Below are 24,692 nucleotides of genomic sequence, written 5' to 3'. Positions count from 1 at the left end.
CGATCCGAGAACGTACGGTTGACGCATGACGCGCATCGGTGGTGCCGAGATGGTCGACTGGAACCTCGCCACGGCGACTGCGACCCGCTTCGCGAAGCAGGGTCCTGACGTCAGCAGGGACGAGGCCCGAGCGGTGGTGGCGGAGCTGCGCAGGCACGCCAAGTCCGCCGAGGAGCACGTCCGCGCCTTCACCCGGATGATTCCCGAGGGCACGGACCTGGAGGACACCCCGGTCCTCGTGGTGGACCGCGCGGGGTGGGTCAAGGCCAACGTCGCCGGGTTCCGTGAGGTCCTGAAGCCCCTGCTGGAGAAGATGCAGGACCGGCGCGGCAGCCTGCCGGGCGGGGCGGTGCTGGGCGCGGTGGGCGGAAAGGTCACCGGCGTCGAGCTGGGCATGCTGCTGTCGTTCCTCTCCTCGCGGGTGCTCGGGCAGTACGAGACGTTCGCCCCCGCGGGACGTGACCTGCCCGCGGCGGCCGGCAGCAGCGGCGGCCGTCTCCTCCTGGTCGCGCCGAACATCGTCCATGTGGAGCGCGAGCTGGAGGTCGACCCGCACGACTTCCGGCTCTGGGTCTGCCTGCACGAGGAGACCCACCGCACCCAGTTCACCGGTGTGCCCTGGCTGCGCGACCATCTGGAGGGCGAAATCCAGTCGTTTCTCGCGGAGACCGAGGTCGACCCGATGACCGTCCTCGAACGGCTGCGCGAGGCCGCCCAGACGCTGGCGGGCGGCCGCCCGGCCGGTGAGGACGACGGCGGCAGCTCACTGGTCGAACTGGTCCAGACGCCCGCCCAGCGGGACATCCTGGGCCGGCTCACCGCGGTGATGTCGCTCCTCGAAGGACACGCGGACTTCGTGATGGACGGCGTCGGCCCGCAGGTCGTGCCGTCGGTCGACGAGATCCGCGCGAAGTTCCAGAAGCGCAGGGCACAGGGCGCGGGCCGCCTCGACCAGGCCCTTCGCAAACTGCTCGGCCTGGACGCCAAGCTCCGCCAGTACCGCGACGGCGAGCGCTTCGTACGGGCCGTGGTCGAGGCGGTCGGCATGGACGGCTTCAACCGCGTCTGGACCTCGCCGAACACGCTGCCCACCAAGGCGGAGATCGCCAAACCGGCGGACTGGATCGCGCGGGTGCACGGTAAGGGCGAAACGGCGCTCTGACGCGGCCCACGGCAGAAGTACGCCGTGGTAATCACCCATCCGAGGGACCGTCGGCGAGGAGTTGGCGTGCGATGCTCGGGTATCGGCCTGGTTCTGTCACCATCTATGCACTCTGTGTGACGCAGCCGTCCTCCGAGGCACCCCCCCCTCAACTCCACCGAAGGGCACCGGATATGGGTCCCCATCCTGCGGTCGCAGCGATACGCCTGGCGGTCCGCCGCGTACTCCACGACGTACTCAACGAACAGACGGCCATCGACCTCGACGATCAGACGGCCACCGACGGAACCCCGGCCGGACACCCGGCGGCCCCGCACTCCCCGGGCGCGCGCCCCGGAGGCACCCCGTCCGAGCAGCACCGGCCGCTGGTGCTGGTCGCTTGCTCCGGTGGCGCCGACTCCATGGCGCTCGCATCGGCTCTGGCCTTCGAGGCCCGCAAACTCGACATCCGCGCAGGCGGCGTCACCATCGACCACGGCCTCCAGGACGGCTCGGACTCCCGAGCCGCCGAGGTCGTCTCCCGGCTCACCGCTCTCGGGCTCGACCCCGTGGACTCCGTCGCCGTGACCGTCGGCCGGGCCGGCGGGCCCGAGGCCGCGGCAAGGGACGCCCGGTACGCCGCGCTCGACGCCGTGGCGGAGCGCCGCGGCGCCGCGGCCGTCCTCCTCGGCCACACCAGGGACGACCAGGCGGAGACCGTCCTCCTCGGCCTCGCCCGGGGCTCCGGCATCCGCTCACTGTCCGGTATGGCGGCCGTCTCGGGGGCGGCCGGCCGGTACCGGAGGCCCTTCCTCCAGCTCGACCGCCAGACGGCCCGCAAGGCCTGTCTCGTCCAGCACCTCCCGGTCTGGGACGACCCGCACAACGCGGACCCCTCGTACACCCGCTCCCGGCTGCGCCACGAAGGGCTGCCCGCCCTGGAGAAGTCACTCGGCAAAGGGGTCGTGGAGGCGCTGGCCCGCACCGCACGCCTCTCCCGCGACGACGCCGACGCCCTGGACGCCTGGGCCGCGAACGCCGAGGAGGCGTCCAGGGACGAGGCCGGGCAGCTGGAGTGCGCCAAGCTCTACGCCCTGCCGCCCGCCGTCCGCAGCCGGGTGCTGCGCCGCTCCGCCATCGCCGCAGGCTCGCCCGCCGGCTCCCTCTTCGCCCGCCACATCGAGGAGATCGACCGGCTGATCACCGGCTGGCGCGGGCAGGGTGCCATCAACCTCCCGGGCCGCGTCGAGGCTCAGCGGCAGGGTGGCAGACTGGTTATCCGGCAAGGCTGACGCAGAGCTGCGCCGCAAGCCGAAGCACAAGCAACTGAAAGTGGCCCGGGTGAACGAGAAAGACATGGGCACCGACCTCGCGTCGGTGCTCATCACCAAGGAAGAGATCGACGCCAAGCTCGCGGAGCTGGCAGCGAAGATCGACGCGGAGTACGCGGGCAAGGATCTGCTGCTCGTCGGTGTCCTCAAGGGCGCTGTGATGGTGATGGCCGACCTGGCCCGTGCGCTGTCCACATCGGTCACGATGGACTGGATGGCGGTGTCGTCGTACGGCGCCGGCACGCAGTCGTCGGGCGTCGTCCGGATCCTCAAGGACCTGGACACCGACATCAAGGGCAAGCACGTCCTGATCGTCGAGGACATCATCGACTCGGGTCTGACTCTCTCCTGGCTGCTGTCGAACCTCGGATCCCGCGAGCCCGCCTCGCTGGAGGTCTGCACGCTGCTCCGTAAGCCGGATGCGGCCAAGGTCTCGCTCGATGTGAAGTGGGCCGGGTTCGATATCCCGAATGAGTTCGTCGTCGGATACGGACTCGACTACGCGGAGAAGTACCGCAACCTCCCCTTTGTCGGCACACTGGCTCCGCACGTGTACGGCGGCTGACTCCCCGTCCGGCTCTGCCGGGCGGCCCGGCATTCAGCCGTGAGCCGAACGGGAACCCTCACCTATTTCCCGGCGTTGGAGCAGGGGAAGGCAGGTTCGTCGGCACTCCCGTGAGGTCGCGGGCGGCAATGCTGGGGTACCGTCCGAAGAACACTCTTTACTCACAGCAGCATTTACCTACGGGCAGGAGGGACGGGGCGTAGTTCCGCCCCGTATGGATGGACGTGAAGCGATACTTCCGTGGGCCGGTCATGTGGATCGTGCTGGCCGTCCTCGCCGTGGTCGTGTTGATGCAGGTCGTCGGCTCGTCGGGCGGCTACAAGTCAGTGGACACCTCGAAGGTCGTCCAGGCGATCGACAAGAACCAGGTCGAGCAGGCCAAGGTCACGACTGGTGACGAGAACGTCATCAAGATCGAGCTGAAGAACGGCCAGAAGCTAAGCGGCGAGTCGGGCGGCAAGTTCCAGGCGAACTACATCGGCGACGCACAGGGCACCGCCCTGGCCGCCAAGCTGCAGAGCAAGGTCGACAGCGGCGACATCGCGAAGGGCTACACGGTCTCGCCGTCGAAGCAGAACCCCTTCGTCGGGATCCTGCTCTCGCTGCTGCCCTTCGTACTCATCGTCGTGGTCTTCCTGTTTCTGATGAATCAGATGCAGGGCGGCGGCTCCAAGGTCATGCAGTTCGGCAAGTCAAAGGCCAAGCTGATCACCAAGGACACCCCCAAGACGACCTTCTCCGATGTGGCGGGGTCCGACGAGGCTGTCGAAGAGCTCCATGAGATCAAGGAGTTTCTGCAGGAGCCGGCGAAGTTCCAGGCCGTCGGCGCCAAGATCCCCAAGGGCGTCCTGCTGTACGGGCCGCCCGGAACGGGCAAGACGCTGCTCGCGCGCGCCGTCGCGGGCGAGGCGGGCGTGCCGTTCTACTCGATCTCCGGTTCCGACTTCGTCGAGATGTTCGTCGGTGTCGGTGCCTCCCGAGTGCGTGACCTCTTCGAGCAGGCCAAGGCGAACGCCCCGGCGATCGTCTTCGTCGACGAGATCGACGCCGTCGGCCGGCACCGCGGTGCGGGCCTCGGCGGTGGCCACGACGAGCGCGAGCAGACGCTGAACCAGCTGCTCGTCGAGATGGACGGCTTCGACGTGAAGGGCGGGGTCATCCTGATCGCCGCCACCAACCGGCCGGACATCCTGGACCCGGCGCTGCTGCGTCCCGGCCGTTTCGACCGGCAGATCGCGGTCGACCGTCCGGACATGCAGGGCCGGTTCGAGATCCTCAAGGTTCACCAGAAGGGCAAGCCGGTCGCCCCGGACGTCGATCTGGGCGCCGTCGCCCGTCGTACGCCCGGCTTCACCGGTGCCGACCTGGCCAACGTGCTGAACGAAGCGGCGCTCCTCACGGCGCGCGGCAACCAGAAGCTCGTGGACAACGAGGCGCTGGACGAGGCGATCGACCGTGTCGTGGCGGGCCCGCAGAAGCGGACCCGGATCATGTCCGACAAGGAGAAGAAGATCACCGCGTACCACGAGGGCGGACACGCCCTGGTCGCGGCTGCTTCTCCCAACTCGGACCCGGTCCACAAGATCACGATCCTCTCCAGGGGCCGTGCTCTCGGCTACACGATGGTCCTGCCCGACGAGGACAAGTACTCGACCACGCGCAACGAGATGCTCGACCAGCTGGCGTACATGCTGGGCGGGCGCGCGGCCGAGGAGCTCGTTTTCCACGACCCGACCACGGGCGCGGCGAACGACATCGAGAAGGCCACGGCCACCGCTCGCGCGATGGTCACGCAGTACGGCATGACCGAGCGCCTGGGCGCGATCAAGTTCGGTGGCGACAACACCGAGCCGTTCGTCGGCCGGGAGATGGGGCATCAGCGCGACTACTCGGAAGAGGTCGCGGCGCTGGTCGACGAAGAGGTCAAGAAGCTCATCGAGACCGCGCACAACGAGGCCTGGGAGATCCTGGTCGAGAACCGCGACGTTCTCGACAACCTGGTCCTCCAGCTCCTTGAGAAGGAGACGCTGAACAAGGAGCAGATCGCTGAGGTCTTCTCCGGCATTGTGAAGCGTCCGGCCCGCCCCGCGTGGACTGGCTCCAACCGGCGTACGCCCTCGACGCGCCCGCCGGTGCTCTCCCCGAGGGAGCTGGCGCTCACCAACGGCGCCGTCGGTGCGGTCACCGCGGGTGCCAACGGCACGACCCCCTCGGAGGGCGGCGGCGTCGAGTCCGTCCCCGAGGACCGGCCGGAGAGCTGACCCGGAGCCCTTCCGTACTGGTAGCCCCGGAATGCATGCCGCGTCCCCCAGGTTCTAGCCTGGGGGGCGCGGCGTTTTCTTTGAGGAACGAGGAACAGATGACCGACCCGATAACGCTGGACGGCGCGAGCCAGATCCGCGAGTTCGACGAGAAGCGGGCCGAGGACGCCGTTCGGGAACTGCTCATCGCGGTCGGGGAGGACCCGGACCGCGAGGGGCTGCTTGAGACGCCGGCCCGGGTGGCGCGCGCGTACAAGGAGATCTTCGCCGGTCTGAGGCAGCGGCCGGAGGACGTACTGACGACGACGTTCGATCTCGGCCACGACGAGATGGTCCTGGTCAAGGACATCGAGGTGCAGAGCCACTGCGAGCACCACCTGGTGCCGTTCACCGGGGTCGCCCACGTCGGCTATATCCCGTCATCCGACGGGAAGATCACGGGTCTGTCGAAGCTCGCCCGGCTCGTCGACGTCTTCGCCCGGCGCCCCCAGGTCCAGGAGCGGCTGACCACGCAGGTGGCGGAGTCGCTCATGGAGATACTGGAGCCGCGCGGGGTGATCGTGGTCATCGAGTGCGAGCACATGTGCATGACGATGCGCGGGGTCCGGAAGCCGGGAGCGAAGACGATCACGTCGGCAGTCCGCGGCCAGCTGCGCGACGCGGCGACCCGGGCCGAGGCGATGAGCCTGATCATGGCCCGCTGAGCCGGAGCAGAGCCCTGGCACGGGCGGCAGCGCCGTGGCTCAGACGGCTGAGCCCTGGCTGTTGTGGTCCTCGTCGTCCGGGAGCTTGCACACCCGCTCCAGGAAGAACGCAGCCGCGACCACCCCGGCCCCCGCCACCAGCGAGAACCCGGCGTAGATCGCCTGATCCCGGCGGGCCGGGTCGTCGAGGTGGCTGAGCAGATAGACGCCCGTGCCGCCGTACATCCCGCAGACCAGCGATGCCACCAGCGCACTGGCCTGCGCGAAGACCACCGCGCGGGCGGCCATCAGCGGGTCGACGCCCTTCGCGCCGGGGCGGCGCTCCCGCTGGGCCCGCAGCCGGGCACGGAGCGAGAGCGCCGTGGCGAGCAGGATCACCGCGATGGCGGCCAGCACGATGGGCGCGGCGAGCGGCACGCTCGGCAGGGTGCCCACCGCGTTCCAGAGCCGGGCGCCCGCCCAGGAGAGCACTCCGGCGACGACGAACAGGCCGGCCAGTACCCCGAGCCGTAGTTGCTTCACGTGATTCTGCTCTTCACTCTGCTGTTCCTTGTCTGCCCTGCCCGCGGGCCCGTCCCTCTGCCGCACCGGACGTCCGGTGCGGTCCCCCAGAGGCTAACGGCTACTCGGGCAGGCAGAGTTCCAGATCGGCGCGGGGCAGCACACCTTCGCTGCCGACCGCCGCCAGCAGCTCGGCGACCGGACCGCGGCCCGGCACCTCGGCCGCCGGGTCCACGTCGTGCCACGGCACCAGGACGAAGGCCCGCTGGTGCGCGCGGGGGTGCGGGAGCGTCAGCACCGGGTCGTCGGAGACCACATCCGCGTACGACAGGATGTCCACGTCGATGGTGCGGGGGCCCCAGCGCTCGTCGCGCACCCGGTCGAAGGCCTCCTCGATGGCCTGGCCGCGCTCCAGGAGCGAGTCGGGGGGCAGCGTCGTCTTCACGACGACCACCGCGTTGAAGTACGAGGGCTGCGAGCCGGGGTCGACGCCCCAGGGCTCCGTCTCGTACACCGGGGAGACGGCCTTGACCCGCAGACCGGGGGTGTCCTCCAGGGCGTCGATGGCGCCCTGCAGGGTCTCCAGGCGGTTGCCGAGGTTGGCGCCGAGGGAGATCACGGCCCGTTTCGGATTGGACAGCGTCACATCGGCCGCGTCGACCTGCGCGACCACGGAGGCCGGCACCGGCTGTACGGTCGGGTCGCTCTGCGGGTCGGTGGGATACACGGTCATACTCGGCTCCGGATGATGGTGATGGTCACGTCGTCGAAGGGGACGGTGATCGGGGCATCCGGCTTGTGCACGACCACCTCGACCTCCTCGACGCCTTCGTGCTTGAGGCACTGCTGGGCGATCCGCTCCGCCAGGGTCTCGATCAGATCGACCGGTTCGCCCCGGACCACGTCGACGACCTCCTCCGCGACCACGCCGTAGTGCACGGTCTTCGTCAGGTCGTCGTCGGCCGCCGCGGGGCGGGTGTCGAGGCCGAGCACCAGATCCACGATGAAGGTCTGGCCCTCCGCGCGTTCCTTCGGGAAGACGCCATGGTTCCCACGGGCCTTGAGGCCGCGCAGCGCGACACGATCCACGCGAATCACTCCTGCTGTTCGTCGGTAGGCGGGCCCGCGCCGAATGCGGTCGGCGCTGCCCACATATTCGAATCTACCTGCGGCCACCGACAGCACCCCGTCACGGGGGCTGTGGCCATGGTTCCGGGTGGGTGATATTCGCCCCTACCCCGGACCGGGGAGATGAACCCTGCGGAGGGCACAACCCACTCAGGCGGGTGCCTCGTCGCCCTCGGACGCACCCTCGCCGCCTTCGCCCTCGCCCGTCTCGGCGAGCACCGGCGAGCCGTGGTGGGACCAGAGCTTCCAGCCCTCGGGCGTCCTGCGGAAGGTGTTGGTGGCGACCACGAGCTGTCCGACCAGCGGGCCCAGCTCACCGGCCTCCTCGGCGGGACCGCCGCTGAGGATGTTCTCGGTGCAGGTGACCAGGGCGGTGTCGTCGGCGACGTTGACCACCACATCGGTCAGGAAGAACTGGATGTACTCGGTGTTCGCCATGATCAGCGCGTACGACCTGAGTACGTCGCCGCGCCCCGTGAGCACCGGCCAGCCGGGGTGCACGCAGGAGATCTCGTCCTCCAGCCAGAGCGTGGACAGGACGTCGAAGTCGCCCCGCTCCATCGTCTCGTAGAAGGCCGTGTTGGCGAGCTCGACCTCTTCCACGTCGGTGGCGGCCGTCATGCGGCACCCTCGACGGCGCGGGCCACGCGGACCGCGTCGGCCGTGGCCCGTACCTCGTGGACCCGGACGGCCCAGGCACCCGCGTGGGCGGCGAGCGCGGACACCGCAGCGGTGGCGGCGTCCCGCTCGCGGGCGGGCGGCGGGGCGGAGCCCTCCCGGGCCAGCACCCGGCCGAGGAAACGTTTGCGGGATGCGGCGACCAGCAGCGGGTGGCCGAGCGCGCGCAGTTCCGCCAGGTGGGCCACGAGCGTCAGGTCGTGCTCGGCGTCCTTGGCGAAACCGAGGCCGGGGTCGACGACGATCCGCTCGGGCGCGATGCCTCCGGCGACCGCTGCTTCCACCCGGGCACGCACCTCGGCGACGACCTCGGCGACCACGTCCGTGTAGACCGCGCGTCCGGCCATCGACTCGCTGAACCCGCGCCAGTGCATGACCACGAACGGGGCTCCGGCCGCGGCGACCACAGGGACCATGGCGGGGTCGGCGAGCCCGCCGCTGACGTCGTTGACCAGGACCGCACCGGCCTCGACCGCCTGCTCGGCGACGGCGGCGCGCATGGTGTCGACGGAGACGGTGACGCCCTCGGAGACCAGCCCCCGTACGACCGGGACGACCCGGCGCAGCTCTTCGTCGGCGTCGACACGGCTGGCGCCGGGGCGGGTGGACTCACCGCCCACGTCGACCAGGTCGGCGCCCTGCGCCACCAGGTCGAGGCCGTGCTTGACGGCGGCGTTGGTGTCGAACCAGCGACCACCGTCGGAGAAGGAGTCGGGCGTCACATTGACGACCCCCATGACCGCGCAGCGGTCCCACTCCGGCAGCCCTGCCACCCGGCCCCGCCCGTGCAACGTACTCATACCCCCAGCCTAGGGCCTTTTTTACGGCTCACGCCTGGCCTCGGCGCCGGATGCCGTACGGGCGGAGACGCGGACCGCGGGACCGGGGCCGGGCCGTAGGCCTCCGGGTGGGTGATCAAAGGGTGGCCGCGGCCGCGTTACGCCGCCCGTGCCCCGCTCTCGCCGTTCGCGCCCTTGAGGTGGGTGCACGGACGGTCCGCCACCCGCTCGCGCCGTGCGAACGGCCACGGCAGGCCCAGATTGACGAAGCCCTCCGCCTGCATCGCCGCGAAGCCGATGCGCGGCAGGTCGCCGGTGTTGCGGAAGACCACGAAGCGCGGCTCCCAGCGGGGCTGGAACTTCGCGTTGAACTTGTACAGCGACTCGATCTGGAACCAGCGGGAGAGGAAGACCAGCAGCCCCCGCCAGCCCCGCAGGACCGGACCCGCACCGATCTTCTCGCCGCGGGCCAGCGCCGAGCGGAACATCGCGAAGTTGAGGGAGACCCGCTCGACGCCGAGCCCGGGGGACGCCTCAAGGGCCGCGACGATCAGCAGCTCGTTCATGCCGGGGTCGGCGGCGCGGTCGCGGCGCATCAGTTCGAGGGACATGCCGTCCTTGCCCCACGGCACGAAGTGGATGATCGCCTTCAGGTCGCCGAACGGGGACTCGGGCCCATCCGCCTTGTGGGCGGTGGCGATGACGCAGTCCCCGTCACCCGGGTCGCCGATCCGGCCGAGCGCCATCGAGAAGCCGCGCTCGGTGTCCGTACCGCGCCAGGCCGCCGCGGCCGCCCTGATCCGCTCCAGCTCGGGTTCGCCCACGTCACGGACGCGCCGGACCCGCGTCTCGTAGCCACCGCGCTCGATGCGCTTCACCATCTGGCGTACGTTGCGCATCGCCCGTCCGGCGAGGGAGAAATCCACGACATCCACCACCGCCTCGTCCCCGAGTTCCAGCGCGTCAAGGCCGGTCTCACGGGTCCAGACCTCGCCGCCGGTCTCGCTGCACCCCATCACCGCAGGGGTCCAGGAGTGCAGCTTGGCCTCGTCCATGAAGCGTTCGATCGCGCCGGGCCATGCCTCTACGTCGCCGATGGGGTCACCACTGGCGAGCATCACCCCGGAGACGACCCGGTAGCAGACGGCCGCCTTGCCGCTGGGGGAGAAGACGACGCCCTTGTCGCGGCGGAGCGCGAAGTGGCCGAGCGAGTCGCGTCCGCCGTGCTTCGCCAGCAGGGCCCGCAGCTGCTTCTCGTCCTCGTCGGTGAGGCGCGCCGCCGGGTGTTCGGGCCGGAAGGCCAGATAGATGGTGGTGACGGCGGTGAGCAGCCCCAGTGAGCCGAGCGAGTAGGCGACGGTCCAGGAGGTGTTGCCCTGGTACTCGACCGGGCCCTCGAAGCCGAAAAGACCGAACAGCACGTGCTGGAGGCGGTCGGCGATGCTGGGGCTGCCGACGACCCGGCCGGGGTGGACGCTGACGATGACCAGGCCGAGGCCCAGGGATCCCGCGCCGAGCAGCACGAAGTTGGCGAGCGCCTTCCACCGGCTGCGCGGGTCGGGCAGCGCCTCGAACTCGGTGCGGTGGCGTACGACCAGGGTCAGCAGCACCAGCGAGATCAGCACCCCGACGATTGAGTGCCGGTAGCCGAACTCCGCCACGGCGCCGATGGGAAGCAGCACCACGGCGGCCCGCCAGGCCCTGCGTTTACGGCGTTTGAGGCCATGGGCGAGCAGGAGCAGGAGCACCCCCACACAGATCGCGAGAGCCGCGGTGAACGGCCCCAGCGCACCGGGCAGCACCTCGGCGACCGTATGCATCCGGCTGTGCCGGAACCGGGGGAACGCCCCGCCGGCGATGTCGAGCAGGCCGACGACCGCACAGGCCGTCCCGACCAGGGAGGGGACGGTCTCGGGGCGGGGGCCCCGGAAGATCCGTCGGACATTCTTCGGAACCATTACCGACTTTTCCCCATCTACCGGCACAGACATCGCTTCCCACGGCTCCACAAGAGGTTCTGTGTCCGCTGATCGCCGAATTCGGCGCAGCATCCGGACATTTTGTGTCCTCTAGGACGGCTAATACGGGGCGCGGGTTCATCCGTCACCCGGAAAATCTCTCCGCAGAAAGCTCGGCTTCCCATGGGTCTCACCAGCCACAAGGTTCTGGCGCTCGCCGCACTGCTGGCCATCGCCCTGTTCGCCGCGACGATCTGGCTCTGGCCGCGGCTCGCGCGGCGCAGCGGCCGCGCGGTGGCCGGACGGATCGGCCTGTTCCTCGCCACCCAGGTGGCGGTCTTCGTCACGGTCGGGCTCATGGCCAACAACTCCTTCCTCTTCTACGGGTCGTGGGCCGACCTCTTCGGCCAGGAGCAGACGCCGGGGGTGGTCGTCGATCACAACGCGGGCAGTGATGACGTCCGGATCGTGTCGAGGAAGGGCCTGGACGTCCCCGGCGGCACCAAACCGGAGCTCGCCGGGCAGATACAGAAGGTCGTGATCCAGGGCCGCACGTCGAAGATAGCCAGCCCCGCGTACGTTTATCTGCCGCCGCAGTATTTCCAGCCGGCGTATATGAAGCGAACTTTCCCGGCGGCTGTTGTGCTCACCGGATACCCGGGCACCGCGGAGAACCTGATCGGCGGTCTGCACTACCCCAGGACGGAGTTCGACCAGCTGAAGGCCGGGAAGATGCGGCCGATGGTGCTGGTGATGCTGCGGCCGACGGTCGCCCCGCCGCGTGACACCGAGTGCGTGGACATAAAGGGCGGACCGCAGAGCGAGACTTTCTTCGCGAAGGACCTGCCCGGGGCCGTCCGGACCGCGTACCGCGTCGGGCCCGGTCCCCGGAACTGGGGCTCCATCGGGGACTCGACGGGCGGATACTGCGCGCTGAAACTGGCGGTCCACCACCCGGGTGTGTACGGGGCGGGGGCCGGCCTCTCCGCGTACTACCGGGCGGCCGAGGACCCGACGACGGGCGATCTCTTCCAGGGCAACGGTCTGGAGCGGCACCGCGCGGATCTGACGTGGAGCCTGGAGCACCGGCCCGCCCCGCCCACCTCGCTCCTGGTGACCACCAGCAAGAAGGGTGAGGGGAACTACCGCAGCACGATGCGGTTCATGGGCAAGGTGAAGCCGCCCACCCGGCTGTCGTCGATCACCCTGACCAGCGGTGGGCACAACTTCAACACCTGGCGCCGCGAGATCCCCGCAGGCATGGTGTGGCTGAGCCAGCGGCTCACCGGCCGCTGACGGTCTCCAGCTCCACTTCGTCGCGCGGGATGTCCCGGGCGTCGGCCGCGGTGGAGCGGCGCAGCGCCTCGTGCAGCCGGGCCGGGGTCAGCACGCCCAGGAAGCGGCCGGCGTCGTCCTCGTCGGTCACCGCGATCCACCCGGCGTCGTGCTGGAGCATGGTGGCGAACGCCTGCTTGAGCGAGGCCCCGACGGGCAGCCGGGCCTCCATGCGGCGGGCGTGTTCGCGCACCGTCCCCTTGGCCACGGCGGCCTGCCCGGCGGAGATCCAGCCGTGCAGATTCTCGTCCCGGTCCAGGACGACCGCCCAGCCCGGGAGCGTGGCGGGCAGCGGGTCGTCGAGGTGCACCACCGGGGGCTGTTCCAGGTCGCCGGGCTCGACCGGGGTGACGGAGAGCCGCTTGAGGCCGCGGTCGGCGCCGACGAAGTCCGCCACGTAGGGGGTGGCGGGGGCGCCGAGCACGGCGGCCGGGGCGTCGAACTGCTCGATCGTGCCCTGCCCGTACACCGCGATGCGGTCGCCGAGCCGTACCGCCTCCTCGATGTCGTGGGTGACGAAGAGGACCGTCTTGCGGACGGATTTCTGGAGCGCGAGGAACTCGTTCTGGAGGTGTTCGCGCACGACCGGGTCGACCGCGCCGAACGGCTCGTCCATCAGCAGTACGGGCGGGTCGGCCGCCAACGCCCGTGCCACGCCCACCCGCTGGCGCTGGCCGCCGGAGAGCTGCTCGGGGTAGCGGGCGCCGTGGACGGACGGGTCGAGACCCACCAGGTCGAGGAGTTCGGCGGCCCTGGCGCGGGCGGCGGAGCGCTTGACGCCCAGCAGGTGCGGGACCGTCGCGGTGTTGTCCAGCACCGTCTTGTGCGGGAAGAGGCCGACCTGCTGGATCACATAGCCGATGCGGCGGCGGAGTTCGACGGGGTTGGTGGCGGATATGTCGTCCCCGCCGACGAATATGCGGCCGCCGGTCGGCTCGATGAGCCGGTTGACCATCTTCATCGTGGTGGTCTTCCCGCAGCCGGACGGGCCGACGAGCGTGACCAGTTCACCTTCGGCGACCTCGAAGGAGAGGTTGTCGACGGCGGTCGTGCCGTCGGCGTACCGCTTGGTGACGTTTTCGAATCGGATCATGATTCCCCATTGTGACGGGCCGGTTGTGAAGGCCATGTTGCTGCAGTACGACGGATCCCGGCATTGTCAGTGGCCGGGGATAGGGTCGCCACTGAGTTGAGGAAACCGATGGGGAACCGGACAACGGGTCCTCCGGGACCGGACAGCGGTTCATCGGGACCGGACAACGGGCCATTCGGGGCCGGAGCGCGGCGGGGGCCGGGAAGCGGGGCGCGATGAGCGGGCAGAACTGCATGGCGAGGAACGACTGGCTCTGCTGGGACTACGTCACATCCCGCAGCCAGGAGCTGACCGACGCGACCGTCCAGCACATCTGGATCACCGCGGTGTCGGTGGCCATCGGGCTGGTGGTGGCCTTGCCGCTGGCGCTCATCGCCCGCCGCGGACGGGTGTTCGCGGGGCCGGTGCTCGGGCTGACGACCGTGCTCTACACGGTGCCGTCGCTCGCGATGTTCTCGCTGCTGCTGCCGTGGTTCGGCCTGTCGGCCGCCCTGGTGGTCACCGGCCTGGTGCTCTACTCGCTGACCATCCTCGTACGGAACATCATGGCCGGTCTCGCCGCGGTCCCCGAGGACGCCCGGGAGGCGGCGCGGGGGATGGGGTACGGACCGGCCAGGCTGCTCTGGGAGGTCGAACTGCCGCTGGCGCTGCCCGCGTTGTTCGCCGGGGTGCGGATCGCCACGGTCTCCACGGTCGCGCTGACGACGGTCGGCTCGATCGTCGGCAAGGGCGGGCTCGGCAATCTCATCTCGGACGCGCTGCCGACCCTGTTCAAGGCGCAGGTGCTGACCGCGTCCGCGCTCTGCGTACTGCTGGCCGTCCTGGCCGATCTGATACTGCTCGGCGTGCAGCGGCTGCTCACGCCCTGGACCCGAATACGGACGCCGCGAGCGGTCCGTACGGCTGAGGCGGGCTGATCATGGGCGAGTTGACCGATGCCTGGACCTGGCTGACGACGGGGTCCAACTGGTCGGGGGAGAGCGGTGCGGAGCACCGGCTCGCCGAGCATCTGACGGTCAGCGGGATCGCGTTCGCGCTGGCGTGCCTCATCGCGCTGCCGGTCGCGCTCCGGCTGGGGCACATCGGCCGGGGCGGCGCACTGGCCGTGAACATCTCCAACGCGGGGCGCGCGATACCGACGTTCGCGGTGCTCGCGCTGCTGCTGCTGACCCCGTTGCGCTCGCACGGCGATCTGCCGACCGTGATTGCCCTGGTGCTGTTCGCGGTGCCGCCGCTGCTGACCAACGCGTACACCGGGATGCGCGAGGTGGACCGGTCGGTGGTGGAGGCGGCCCGGGGGATGGGGATGTCGGGGCGCCAGCTGTTCCTGCGGGTCGAGCTTCCGCTCGCCTATCCACTGATCATGACCGGGCTCAGGTCGGCCGCGGTCCAGGTGATCGCCACGGCGACACTGGCCGCGATGACCGGCGGCGGGGGTCTCGGCCGGATCATCACCGCCGGGTTCAACACGTACGACACCGCGCAGGTGGTGGCGGGCGCGCTGCTCGTCGCCGCGCTGGCCCTCGTCGTCGAGGGCGTGCTGGTGGTGGCGGACCGGCTGCTCGACCCGCGGCGCAGGGCGGCCTGAGGGTGGCCGGCCACCGGCCGCACCGGGCACCGGCAGACACGGCCGCGCACCGTGCTGCCCCTCTCTGCCGCTTCTGCTTTCTCTGTGAATCTCTCGAACGTTCTTCAATCACCTGTCACTTGGAGTGGATCTCATGATCAAGACCTCGCGAATAGCGGGCGCGGTGCTCGGCGTGGTGGCTCTGACGGGCTCCCTCGCGGCGTGCGGCGGCGGTGGCGACAGCCTGGAGAAGAGCAAGGACGGCGGCGGGTCGGGTGCCGCGGCCGGTTCGGGCAAGAAGGGCTCGCTCGTCATCGGCGCGGCCGGCTTCACCGAGTCGAAGGTGCTTGCCGCGCTGTACAGCCAGGTGCTGGCCAACGCCGGATACAAGACCTCGGTCACCTCGGTGAACAACCGCGAACTGTACGAACCCTCGCTGGAGAAGGGCCAGATCGACGTCGTACCGGAATACGCGGCCACCCTCGCCGAATTCCTCAACGCCAAGGCGAACGGTGCCAAGCAGGCCGAGAAGAAGCCCGTCGCCTCCGGTGATGTCGCGTCGACCGTGGCAGCCCTGAAGAAGCTGGCGGGCCCGCGCGGGCTGAAGGTGCTTCCGGCAGGTGCGGCGGTCGATCAGAACGCCTTCGCCGTGACCAAGGAATTCGCCGCCAAGAACAAGCTCAAGACCCTTTCGGATCTGGGGAAGTCGAAGGCGAAGGTCAAGATCGCCGCGGGTGACGAATGCACGGTACGGCCGTTCTGCGCACCGGGCCTGAAGTCGAAGTACGGCATTGATGTCACCGGCATCGACCCCAAGGGCGTCGGCACCCCGCAGTCCAAGCAGGCGGTCAAGGACGGCACCGACCAACTGGTGCTGACCACCACGACGGACGCGACGCTGGACACCTACGGGCTTGTCCTGCTCCAGGACGACAAGAAGCTCCAGAACGCGGACAATGTCCTGCCGGTCGTGAATGCCAAGGACGCGGGCAGCCCGGACATCGCGGCCGCTCTCGCCAAGCTCACCTCGGCGCTGACGACCGCCGATCTGGTCCAGCTGAACCGCAAGGTCGACTCCGAGCGTGCGAAGCCCGACGATGTCGCGAAGGACTATCTGAAGTCGAAGAGCTTGATCAACTAGCCGGTTCCCGGGGAATGGCGGGGCGCACCGGGGTAACCGTTCGAGGTAACCGCTGGGGAACAAATCCCGGTGCGGTCATCCATTCGGCTCACACGCACGGTAAATTTCGAGCCATGCCACGTGGACGCCACCGCCATTCCCCACCCCTGCACCGGCTTCTCCAGCCTTCGGCCGTCGCCGGTGCTTCGCTCCTCTTCGCCGCCGGTGCCTGGCTGTTCGCGGATCCCCTGGTGCTCCGCTGCCTGGCCGCGGCCGCGGCGGCCGCCGCGGTGGCCGGTGCGGTCCTGATGCGCAGCTGGGACCGGGTGGCCGGTCGCAGAGTCGCCGAACTGACCCGGTCACGGGCCGCCGAGGAGTGGCGGGCCGAGGAGCGCACCGCCGAACTGGAAGGCGATCTGGAGGAGTCGCGCGCCCTGCGCGTCAAGCTGGAGACGAAGCTGCGGGCCAAGCGGGCCGAACTGGCCGGGCTGCGCGGGGAGCACGCCGCGCTGCTGCGCCGGTACGCGACCGCCGAGACCGCGCGGGCCGGTGCGCTGGAGGGCCGCAGGCTCCTGGCGATCGAGGCCGCGGCGCCCCCCGCGGCCCGGGCCGCGCTGCCGGCCGCCCGCTCCACTCCCACTCCGGCCGCGTACGCGAAGGCCGCCCAGGCACTCGGCGCGCTGAGCCGTAACGCGGCGGCACAGCGCGAGCAGCGCGATCACAACCAGCAGCGCGAGCACAGCGAGCAGCGGCAGCAGCGCGAACAGCGGGAGGCGGCCGAGCCGGAGGGGAAGTCTGCGGCGGCCGCCGCCGAGCACACGCGCCCGCCGTCGGCTCTCCCTGCTCCGCGTCGCGTTCCGGCGACCGCCATCGCCCCGTACACCCAGCAGGGCCGCGTGCCCCGGCCCGTGGGCGGCTTCGACTTCTTCGGAATGCAGAACACGCAGAAGGAGAAGACGTCCGCAGCGGCCCTGGAGCCCGCGCAGCTGGCCTCGGTGCAGAACGAGGACCTGGCGGACGTGGTGGGTGCGGAGGCCATCGCGGCGCACCGCGCCGAGGCGGCGGTCTCCGCAGCCGGCTTGGGCCCGGAGGACAGCGCGGACGACAGCACGGACGACAGCCTGGGCACCGACCGCGGGGTCGGCCAGGTCATCGACCTGACCGAGCACGACGAGACGGAGCAGATCGACGTGGGTGTGCTGCGCACCGCGATCTCGTAGCGGCCGGCCAGTCGTAGCGGCTGACCGGTCGTCTGCGGCTGACCGGTCGTCTGCGGCCCGGACCCCTGGCGGGGGTCCGGGCCGCTCCGCGTCCGGGCCCGGCGGCGCACCGCCCGCTTGCTACTTGTCGCTTGCTACGTGTCGATCTACTTGTCGATGTCGCCGACCACGAAGAAGAGCGAGCCCAGGATCGCCACCATGTCGGCGACCAGGGTGCCGGGCAGCAGCTCGGTCAGCGCCTGGATGTTGTTGAACGACGCCGAGCGGAGCTTGAGCCGGTACGGGGTCTTCTCGCCCTTGGACACCAGGTAGTAGCCGTTGATGCCGAGCGGGTTCTCGGTCCAGGCGTACGTCTCGCCCTCCGGGGCCTTCAGCACCTTCGGGAGCCGCTGGTTGACCGGCCCGGGCGCCAGCGCGGCCAGCCGGTCAAGACAGGCGTCGGCCAGGTCCAGCGCGTTGTGCGTCTGGCCCAGCAGCACCTCGAAGCGCGCCAGGCAGTCGCCCTCCTCGCGGGTGACGACCTCCAGGGTGTCCTGGAGACCGCCGTACGCGAGATACGGCTCGTCGCGGCGCAGGTCGAAGTCGACACCCGAGGCGCGGGCGATCGGGCCGCTCACCCCGTACGCGTGCACGGCGGCGGCGGAGAGCACCCCCACGCCCCGGGTGCGGCCCCGGAAGATCTCGTTGCCGAGCACGAGGTCGTCGTACACGTCCATGCGTGAGCGCACATCGGCGATGGCGTCCCGCGCCCGGCCGAGCCAGCCCGCCGGAAGGTCCTCCTTGAGGCCGCCGACCCGGTTGAACATGTAGTGCATCCGGCCGCCGGAGACCTCCTCCATGACCGCCTGGATCACCTCGCGCTCCCGGAAGGCGTGGAACACCGGGGTGATGCCGCCCAGTTCGAGGGGGTACGAGCCGAGGAACATCAGATGGTTGAGCACCCGGTTCAGCTCGGCGAGGAGCGTACGGGTCCAGACCGCGCGCTCGGGGACCTCCATGCCGAGCATCCGCTCGACGGCCATCACGACGCCCAGCTCGTTGGAGAAGGCGGAGAGCCAGTCGTGGCGGTTGGCGAGCATGATGATCTGGCGGTAGTCGCGGGCCTCGAAGAGCTTCTCGGCGCCCCGGTGCATATAGCCGATGACCGGCTCGGCCTGCTGGATGCGTTCGCCGTCCAGGATCAGGCGGAGGCGGAGCACTCCGTGGGTGGAAGGGTGCTGGGGGCCGATGTTGAGCACCATGTCGGTGCTCTCCGCGGCGCCGCCGATGCCGACCGTCGTCTCCGTCATACGGGCCAGTATCCCCGGCAGGCGGCTGCGGCCTCACCGGGGCCCGCACGCAGCCGGCTGCCCGCGCCCCTACCCGGCCCCGGCCCCCTCGCCCACCCGCTGGGTCAGCCACCCGAAGTCCCCCAGCCCGCCCAGCGCCACCAGTTCCGCGGCCTCGCCCGCCGTCGCCAGGCGTCTGACGTACGCCGCGGGGTCCGTCGACGCCAGCGCCAGGGGCGGGCGTTCACCGCTGACCCCCAGGGCGCGCAGGGCCTCCCGCTGGGTCCGCAGCTCCGCACCCGGCAGCGCGCACGCGTCCAGCGCCACATGGGCGGTGAGGTCGCAGCTCCCGTCCGGTACCGGCCGCACCTCGCGGCCCTCCCGGTAGCCGGTGAGCGTGCCGAAGGGCGGGCGGGCCGTGCGCGTGTGTGCGTAGTCGACGGCCACCGCGAGACCCGCCTCCAGCGTTCCGGCCGCCGCCGCCCATGCCTCGTCGCGCGGGCGGCCGATCTCGGCGCGCGCGCCCGGCCCGTCCGGCGGCCACCAGCGGTCCAGCCACTCCGCGTCGGCCCCGGTCACCGGCTCGCCCAGCCGCTCGGCGCCGTCCTCTGTCCTGACCTGCACATAGCGCGGTGTCCCGGCCGGGTCCACCTCCGCGACGTCGACCGGCACATTGTCCAGCCACTCGTTCGCGAAGAGCAGCCCGCGCACCCCGGGCGGCGGCTCGGCGCACCAGACGACGCGCTCGTCGAGCCCGGCCGGACGGGGCGCGCGCTCGACGGCGTACGCCCGTACCGGGAAGCCGGCCGGCAGCGCGGCCAGGACCCCCGTCACCAGCTCACCGCGGCCCGCGCCCATGTCGACCAGGGCCGGTTCCGCGATGCCCAGCCCCGTCAGCAGCCGGGCGACGGCCGACGCGAACAGGGGGGAGGCGTGCACCGAGGTGCGGAAGTGGGCCGCGGGGCCGCTCTCCGGCCGCAGATAGAAGCCGTTCGCCCCGTACAGCGCGGCCTCCGCCGCCTCACGCCACCCGCGCCACTCATCAGTCACGGCGTCAAGTCTCCACCTTGGGGAGTACTCCCCGGGCGACCGGATCGGTCCTCCGGTTGACCCTTGCACCTGTCCGGCATACCTACGCTGGGTTACGTGCAGCGTCTCTACGCCTTCATCCGCAGACACCCGACTCTGGTCGACGGCTTCTGGGCCGTCCTCCTCCTCGGGCTCTCCGCGATGCAGTGGGAGATGTCCCGGACGCAGCACGGGTGGGGCTTCAAGGCCGTCCCGGTCTTCCTGGGCCTCTGCACGGCCGTCGCCCTGCGCCGCCGGGCGCCCGAGAAGATGCTGCTGCTCGTGACGGTGCTGGGGGTGGCGCAGCTGGTCTTCGACGTCCGAACGGGGCCCGCCGACCTGGCCATGCTGGTGCTGATCTACACCGTCGCCGCCGACGGGGAGCGCTGGGCCTCCCGGCTCGGTCTGATCGGCGGCCTGTGCGCGGGGACGCTCGCGCAGCTGCGCTGGCAGGAGGCGGCGGTCACCAGCTGGGTGCAGCAGGCGGTCTTCACGGTCGTGGCGACGGTTCCGTTCGTCCTGGCCTGGGTGATGGGCGACTCGGTGCGGACCCGGCGCGCCTACTTCGCGCAGCTGGAGGAGCGGGCCGCCCGTCTGGAGCGGGAGCGCGAGGCGCAGTCGAAGGTGGCGGTCGCAGGTGAGCGGGCCCGGATCGCCCGCGAGCTGCACGATGTCGTCGCGCACAACGTCTCGGTGATGGTGGTCCAGGCCGACGGCGCCGCCTATGTCCTGGACGCCTCGCCCGACCAGGCCAAACAGGCGCTGGAGACGATCTCGTCCACCGGCCGCCAGGCGCTCGCCGAGATGCGCAGACTGCTGGGGGTGCTGCGGACCGGTGACGCGCCGGAGAGCGGTGAGTACGTCCCGCAGCCGGATGTGCAGCAGATCGAGGACCTGGTCGAGCAGGTCAGGGTCGCCGGGCTGACGGTGGACTTCCGTATCGAGGGGACGCCGAGGCCGCTGCCCAGTGGCGTGGAGCTGACCGCTTACCGCATTGTGCAGGAAGCGCTCACCAACACCCGCAAGCACGGCGGACCGGACGTGGGCGCCAGTGTGCGTCTCGTCTACTTCGACGACGGGCTCGGCCTGCTGGTCGAGGACGACGGCCGGGGCGCGGCGCACGAGATGTACGTGGACGGTGGAGCGGACGGTCAGGGGCACGGTCTGATCGGTATGCGGGAGCGCATCGGCATGGTCGGGGGCACGCTGGACGCGGGCCCGCGGCCGGGCGGCGGCTTCCGGATCAGCGCGCTGCTGCCGCTCAAGCCCGGCCATTAGCTGTATTGCCCGCCACTAGCTGCATTGCCAGCGCTATTGCTAGCTGTATTGCCCGCCCACCAGCTGTATTGAAGGGATTCCTGCGAGATGGCGATCCGCGTGATGCTCGTCGACGACCAGGTGCTGCTGCGCACCGGCTTCCGGATGGTGCTTGCCGCCCAGCCGGACATGGAGGTCGTCGCGGAAGCGGGCGACGGCGCGGAGGCGATCAGCGTTCTCAAGTCGACGGCGGTCGACGTGGTGCTGATGGACGTCCGGATGCCGAAGCTGGACGGTGTCGAGGCGACCCGGCAGATCTGTGCGCAGCCGGATGCGCCGAAGGTGCTGATCCTGACCACCTTCGACCTGGACGAGTACGCCTTCTCCGGGCTGAAGGCGGGCGCCAGCGGATTCATGCTCAAGGACGTGCCCCCGGCCGAGCTGCTCGCGGCGATCCGGTCCGTGCACAGCGGTGACGCGGTGGTCGCGCCGTCGACCACGCGGCGGCTGCTCGACCGGTTCTCACCGATGCTGCCGAGCACGGTCGCGGATCCGCAGCACAAGGAGATCGCGCGGCTCACGGACCGGGAGCGCGAGGTGATGCTGCTGGTCGCGCAGGGACTGTCGAACGGCGAGATCGCGGCGCGGCTGGTGCTGTCGGAAGCCACGGTGAAGACGCATGTGGGCCGCATCCTCACCAAGCTGGAACTGCGGGACCGGGTACAGGTGGTCGTGATGGCGTACGAGACGGGTCTGGTCCGTGCCGGGGGCTCCGGGGCGCGCTGAGCCGGGCGCGCTGAGACGGAGGAGCGCTGAGGCGGGGCGCGCTGAGACCGGGAGCACCGAGACGCGCGCGCTGACACGGAGGAGCACTGACACGGGCGGGTTCAGCTGTCCACCGCCGGGAAGCCGGTTGTCAGCGCAGCACCCCCTCCAGGAAGTCGCTGCCGAGCCTGGCCACCACGGTGAGGTCCAGCTGGTGCAGGACGTACCGCCCGCGCCGCTTGGTGGTGATCAGGCCGGCCCGCTTCAGGACCGCCAGATGGCGGGAGATCTCCGGCGCGGATATGCCGTGTGTGTCGGCCAGTTCGCCCGTGGTGCGCGGGGAGCGGGCGAGCCCCCGGCACATCCGCATCCGCATCGGGTGGGCCAGCGCCTCCAGCCGCAGCTTCAGCAGCTCGACCGACGCGGGGGACGGCAACTCGGGTGCGGCGACCGGGTACTGGATCGCCGGACGCCAGTCCGGGCGGTGCAGCACCAGCAGATGGGGCCAGCCGAAACTGGTCGGTATGAAGGTGAGCCCGTCCCCGGCGGGTGCGCCCACCGCGGCCGAACGGCCCTCCGCGAGCTTGTCGACGCTGATCCTGGTCCCCGTGCTGTCCAGTGACAGGGCGGCGGAGACCGCGGTCATCGCGTCGGCCAGGCCCTTGTGCCGCAGCATCTCGGTCTTGTGCCGGGCGTCGGCGGCCAGCTGGATCCGTATGCGGCGCCAGGTGTCGCCGAAGAACGCCTGCTCGCAGTCCTCGAAGAGCCGCCGGATCCAGGCCCGCACGGTGACCGGGTCGTTCAGCAGGTGCCCGGTGAAGTCGAGCTGCCGGGGCCCGCGGGCCGCCGCGAGATCCAGTGCGCGGTTGCGGACCCCCGCGTCCGTGAGCGGCGAGGGGCCGCCGAGGTCGTACCTGACGGAGCAGGTGAACTCCAGCGCGACCGTGACGAATTCGTCGTCGGACAGCAGGTCGAGCAGATCCAGGTCCTCGGCGAGGGTCGCCCCGGGCCTGCCGCCGCCGTGCCGGGCGCCCGCGAACGGCATGAAGATGTCCGAGAACGTGGAGCGCCACAGGAAGTCCGCTTGGTGCAGCCGGTCGGCGAGGTCCGGCTCCAGCGCGGCGGCCGTCGCCGTGGCCCAGCCGTGCAGACCCGGATGGTGTCCCGGTTCTGACAGCACATGCAGGGCATTGCCGAGCTCCGCCAGGGGGGACAGCTCGAAAGTGATCCCCCCGGGCGGCAGCCCCGTGATGTCGATGTCCACGCTCATGGACCCATGGTGCCTGCCCCCACTGACCGTCCGGCCGTCGATTGACTGCGCTCGTCAAACGGAGAGCCCGGGGCCCCTGCGGGTGCCCAGGGTGGGGCCATGAACGCGAACCAGCAGCACATGCTCGACGCCTACCGTGCGGCCCAGCGGGGAGAGACGGCGCCACCCTTGCCGGGCCGGCACGACTGGGAGGCCATCGGCGAGATCCGTGACCATCTGCGCACGGGGCGGCCGGACGCGGGACGGAGACGGAAGGAGCGGCCCCGGAAGTGGTGGTCCGCCCTTCGCGCCCCCCTGCGTCACCTCACCCGGCGTACGAACTCCTCAACCGCCCCCGTCACATCCGCCGCGCTCCACGACAGCCCCGGCGCCGCCACCGTCACCTCGGTCAGCGACACCCCCGGCACCCCGCCCGGCGCCGGATAGAACTGGTGGAACAGCGCCACCCCCGTCTCCTCCGCCTGCGCGACCGCCGCCTCCGACAGCACATCCGCCTCGTACGGCAGCCACACCTGGAACTGGTGGGTGTGCGGCACCTCGGGGTTGACCCGGAACCAGGGCACACCCGCCGCCCGGAACCCGTCCGTGAGCCCCGCGGCGACGACCTTCGCGTGCGCGACGTACGAGGCCAGCCGGGGCAGCTCCCGCTCCAGGCCCAGCAGGCCCGACAGCGCGGCCGGGTACTGCTGGAAGAGCGTGCCCCCGTACCGGTGGCGCCAGGTCCTGGCCTGGTCGATCAGTGAAGCCGGTCCCGCGAGCACGGCGCCCGAGAGGCCGTCGAGGGACTTGTAGAGGGAGACGTACACACTGTCCGCGAGCCCCGCGATCTCCTCCAGGCCGCGGCCGAAGTGCGGGGCGCACTCCCAGAGCCGCGCGCCGTCGATATGCACCACCGCATCACGTTCCCTGGCGGCCGCGACGACGGCCACCAGTTCGTCCCAGGCCGGGAGTACGAAACCGGCGTCGCGCAGGGGGAGTTCCAGCATCAGGGTGCCGAAGGGCTCCTCGAAGTCGCGTACCTCCGCGGCCGTGGGGAGCCGGGGCGCGGACGTCGGGTGGACGGTACGCAGCCCGCTCACGGCTCCGAAAGCGCCCCGCTCGTGCAGTTCGGGGTGGGCCATCGGATGGAGCGCGACCACCGGATCACCGGTACGTCCCGCCCAGCACCGCAGCGCGACCTGCTGCGCCATCGTGCCGGTGGGGAAGAAGGCGGCGGCCGGGAAACCGAGCAGCCCGGCCACCCGGCGCTCCAGCTCGGCGACGACCCCGCCGCCGTATATGTCCACCGGCTCGTCCAGGTCGTACACCGTGCCCGCGTCCGCCGCCAGTGCGGTCAGCTGGTCGCCCAGGGTGACGGCCGCGTGCGGCCTCGACAGCACCCGCTTCGCGCCACGCATCGCGGCGATCCTGCGCTGCGCCGCGTCCTGCTGGGGCTGCTTGGCCTGCCCGGCCTGCTCGATCCGTTCGGACTGCTGGGCCTGCCCGCCCCTGCCGGCCTGCTCCTTTCCGCTGTCGTGCCCGGTCCCGCCGTGCTGTCCGGAGCCGTCGGTCCCGGTGGTGTCCGCCTCGTTCGTCATGGACCGATCCTCGTCCGCGGCCTGTGGACAGTCCAACGAGTTACCCCGAATCCTGGGCGTAGCATGACGGGGAAATCGTCCGGTACCCCTCGCGGACTGGAACGGA

The 24,692-nt window shown here is 70.7% G+C and carries 23 protein-coding genes; 12 read left to right on the top strand and 11 right to left on the bottom strand.

The genetic code is table 11. The features are described 5' to 3' along the window. Window positions 1–25 precede the first annotated feature (25 nt). The 5 genes from OG210_RS12140 to folE all read left to right on the top strand — a co-directional run bounded on the left by OG210_RS12140 (window position 26) and on the right by folE (window position 6,002). The gene (locus OG210_RS12140) at window positions 26–1,162 is read left to right on the top strand and encodes a zinc-dependent metalloprotease (protein WP_328329692.1); all 1,137 of its coding nucleotides are present in this window, start codon (window positions 26–28) and stop codon (window positions 1,160–1,162) included. Between the two features lie 173 nt (window positions 1,163–1,335). Then, window positions 1,336–2,433: a tRNA lysidine(34) synthetase TilS gene (tilS, locus tag OG210_RS12135; RefSeq protein ID WP_328329694.1), complete on the top strand. Its 1,098-nt coding sequence runs from the start codon at window positions 1,336–1,338 to the stop codon at window positions 2,431–2,433. A gap of 64 nt (window positions 2,434–2,497) precedes the next feature. Beyond that, on the top strand, window positions 2,498–3,037 hold the full coding sequence (gene hpt, locus OG210_RS12130) for a hypoxanthine phosphoribosyltransferase (protein WP_250305594.1): 540 nt from the start codon (window positions 2,498–2,500) through the stop codon (window positions 3,035–3,037). Window positions 3,038–3,255: 218 nt separating this feature from the next. Further along, window positions 3,256–5,298 carry an ATP-dependent zinc metalloprotease FtsH gene (gene ftsH / locus OG210_RS12125; RefSeq protein WP_328329696.1) on the top strand — a complete coding sequence of 681 codons (2,043 nt, stop codon included), beginning with the start codon at window positions 3,256–3,258 and terminating at the stop codon, window positions 5,296–5,298. A gap of 98 nt (window positions 5,299–5,396) precedes the next feature. Then, window positions 5,397–6,002, top strand: coding sequence for a GTP cyclohydrolase I FolE (gene folE, locus OG210_RS12120; protein ID WP_328329698.1), 606 nt, complete (start codon window positions 5,397–5,399; stop codon window positions 6,000–6,002). A 39-nt stretch (window positions 6,003–6,041) separates the two neighbouring features. Here folE and OG210_RS12115 read toward each other — a convergent pair whose 3' ends face one another. The 6 genes from OG210_RS12115 to OG210_RS12090 form a co-directional block, all read right to left on the bottom strand. Then, window positions 6,042–6,524: a DUF3180 domain-containing protein gene (locus tag OG210_RS12115; RefSeq protein WP_328329701.1), complete on the bottom strand. Its 483-nt coding sequence runs from the start codon at window positions 6,522–6,524 to the stop codon at window positions 6,042–6,044. 100 nt (window positions 6,525–6,624) lie between these two features. Further along, window positions 6,625–7,236: a 2-amino-4-hydroxy-6-hydroxymethyldihydropteridine diphosphokinase gene (gene folK / locus OG210_RS12110; protein WP_328329703.1), complete on the bottom strand. Its 612-nt coding sequence runs from the start codon at window positions 7,234–7,236 to the stop codon at window positions 6,625–6,627. Further along, window positions 7,233–7,592: a dihydroneopterin aldolase gene (gene folB, locus OG210_RS12105; protein WP_328318893.1), complete on the bottom strand. Its 360-nt coding sequence runs from the start codon at window positions 7,590–7,592 to the stop codon at window positions 7,233–7,235. Before folB ends, folK begins: the two co-directional genes overlap by 4 nt. A 189-nt stretch (window positions 7,593–7,781) precedes the next feature. Continuing rightward, the gene (locus OG210_RS12100; protein WP_328329704.1) at window positions 7,782–8,252 is read right to left on the bottom strand and encodes a nuclear transport factor 2 family protein; all 471 of its coding nucleotides are present in this window, start codon (window positions 8,250–8,252) and stop codon (window positions 7,782–7,784) included. Then, a complete protein-coding gene (gene folP, locus OG210_RS12095) occupies window positions 8,249–9,109 on the bottom strand; it encodes a dihydropteroate synthase (RefSeq protein WP_328329706.1) in 861 nt (286 codons plus the stop codon). Before folP ends, OG210_RS12100 begins: the two co-directional genes overlap by 4 nt. A gap of 137 nt (window positions 9,110–9,246) precedes the next feature. Next, complete coding sequence (locus tag OG210_RS12090) at window positions 9,247–11,079, bottom strand: phosphatidylglycerol lysyltransferase domain-containing protein (protein ID WP_328329708.1); 1,833 nt, start codon at window positions 11,077–11,079, stop codon at window positions 9,247–9,249. Between the two features lie 150 nt (window positions 11,080–11,229). Between OG210_RS12090 and OG210_RS12085 the strand changes: the two genes are divergently transcribed. After that, window positions 11,230–12,342: an alpha/beta hydrolase-fold protein gene (locus OG210_RS12085; RefSeq protein WP_328329710.1), complete on the top strand. Its 1,113-nt coding sequence runs from the start codon at window positions 11,230–11,232 to the stop codon at window positions 12,340–12,342. Here the strand turns inward: OG210_RS12085 and OG210_RS12080 are convergent. Next, on the bottom strand, window positions 12,329–13,474 hold the full coding sequence (locus OG210_RS12080; RefSeq protein ID WP_328329712.1) for an ATP-binding cassette domain-containing protein: 1,146 nt from the start codon (window positions 13,472–13,474) through the stop codon (window positions 12,329–12,331). The two genes, OG210_RS12085 and OG210_RS12080, sit on opposite strands and share 14 nt — an antisense overlap. A gap of 215 nt (window positions 13,475–13,689) precedes the next feature. On the opposite strand from OG210_RS12080, the gene OG210_RS12075 reads away from it, so the two are divergent. The 4 genes from OG210_RS12075 (at window position 13,690) to OG210_RS12060 (ending at window position 17,381) form a co-directional block, all read left to right on the top strand. Then, window positions 13,690–14,391 carry an ABC transporter permease gene (locus OG210_RS12075; RefSeq protein WP_328329714.1) on the top strand — a complete coding sequence of 234 codons (702 nt, stop codon included), beginning with the start codon at window positions 13,690–13,692 and terminating at the stop codon, window positions 14,389–14,391. A 2-nt stretch (window positions 14,392–14,393) separates the two neighbouring features. Beyond that, window positions 14,394–15,062: an ABC transporter permease gene (locus OG210_RS12070; protein ID WP_328329716.1), complete on the top strand. Its 669-nt coding sequence runs from the start codon at window positions 14,394–14,396 to the stop codon at window positions 15,060–15,062. A 133-nt stretch (window positions 15,063–15,195) separates the two neighbouring features. After that, window positions 15,196–16,182, top strand: a complete 987-nt coding sequence (locus tag OG210_RS12065; RefSeq protein ID WP_328329718.1) for an ABC transporter substrate-binding protein — start codon at window positions 15,196–15,198, stop codon at window positions 16,180–16,182. Window positions 16,183–16,295: 113 nt separating this feature from the next. Then, a complete protein-coding gene (locus tag OG210_RS12060; protein ID WP_328329720.1) occupies window positions 16,296–17,381 on the top strand; it encodes a hypothetical protein in 1,086 nt (361 codons plus the stop codon). A gap of 146 nt (window positions 17,382–17,527) precedes the next feature. Here OG210_RS12060 and OG210_RS12055 read toward each other — a convergent pair whose 3' ends face one another. After that, a complete protein-coding gene (locus tag OG210_RS12055) occupies window positions 17,528–18,670 on the bottom strand; it encodes an NADH-quinone oxidoreductase subunit D (protein ID WP_328329722.1) in 1,143 nt (380 codons plus the stop codon). Between the two features lie 69 nt (window positions 18,671–18,739). After that, a complete protein-coding gene (locus OG210_RS12050) occupies window positions 18,740–19,699 on the bottom strand; it encodes an SAM-dependent methyltransferase (protein ID WP_328329724.1) in 960 nt (319 codons plus the stop codon). A gap of 96 nt (window positions 19,700–19,795) precedes the next feature. On the opposite strand from OG210_RS12050, the gene OG210_RS12045 reads away from it, so the two are divergent. Next, entirely contained in the window at window positions 19,796–20,995 is a 1,200-nt protein-coding gene (locus OG210_RS12045) for a sensor histidine kinase (protein ID WP_328329726.1), read from the top strand. Between the two features lie 87 nt (window positions 20,996–21,082). Continuing rightward, a complete protein-coding gene (locus OG210_RS12040) occupies window positions 21,083–21,760 on the top strand; it encodes a response regulator transcription factor (protein ID WP_328329728.1) in 678 nt (225 codons plus the stop codon). Between the two features lie 130 nt (window positions 21,761–21,890). Here OG210_RS12040 and OG210_RS12035 read toward each other — a convergent pair whose 3' ends face one another. Both OG210_RS12035 and OG210_RS12030 read right to left on the bottom strand, forming a co-directional pair. Then, a complete protein-coding gene (locus OG210_RS12035) occupies window positions 21,891–23,003 on the bottom strand; it encodes a DUF5937 family protein (RefSeq protein WP_328335553.1) in 1,113 nt (370 codons plus the stop codon). A 305-nt stretch (window positions 23,004–23,308) separates the two neighbouring features. Next, window positions 23,309–24,586: a low specificity L-threonine aldolase gene (locus OG210_RS12030; RefSeq protein ID WP_371536258.1), complete on the bottom strand. Its 1,278-nt coding sequence runs from the start codon at window positions 24,584–24,586 to the stop codon at window positions 23,309–23,311. Window positions 24,587–24,692 lie beyond the last annotated feature (106 nt).

It is taken from the genome of Streptomyces sp. NBC_00466 (assembly GCF_041433995.1).
Lineage (GTDB): Bacteria > Actinomycetota > Actinomycetes > Streptomycetales > Streptomycetaceae > Streptomyces.
The sequence above is the reverse complement of the archived record's forward strand: the minus strand, read 5'-3'. Positions and strand labels throughout refer to the sequence as shown.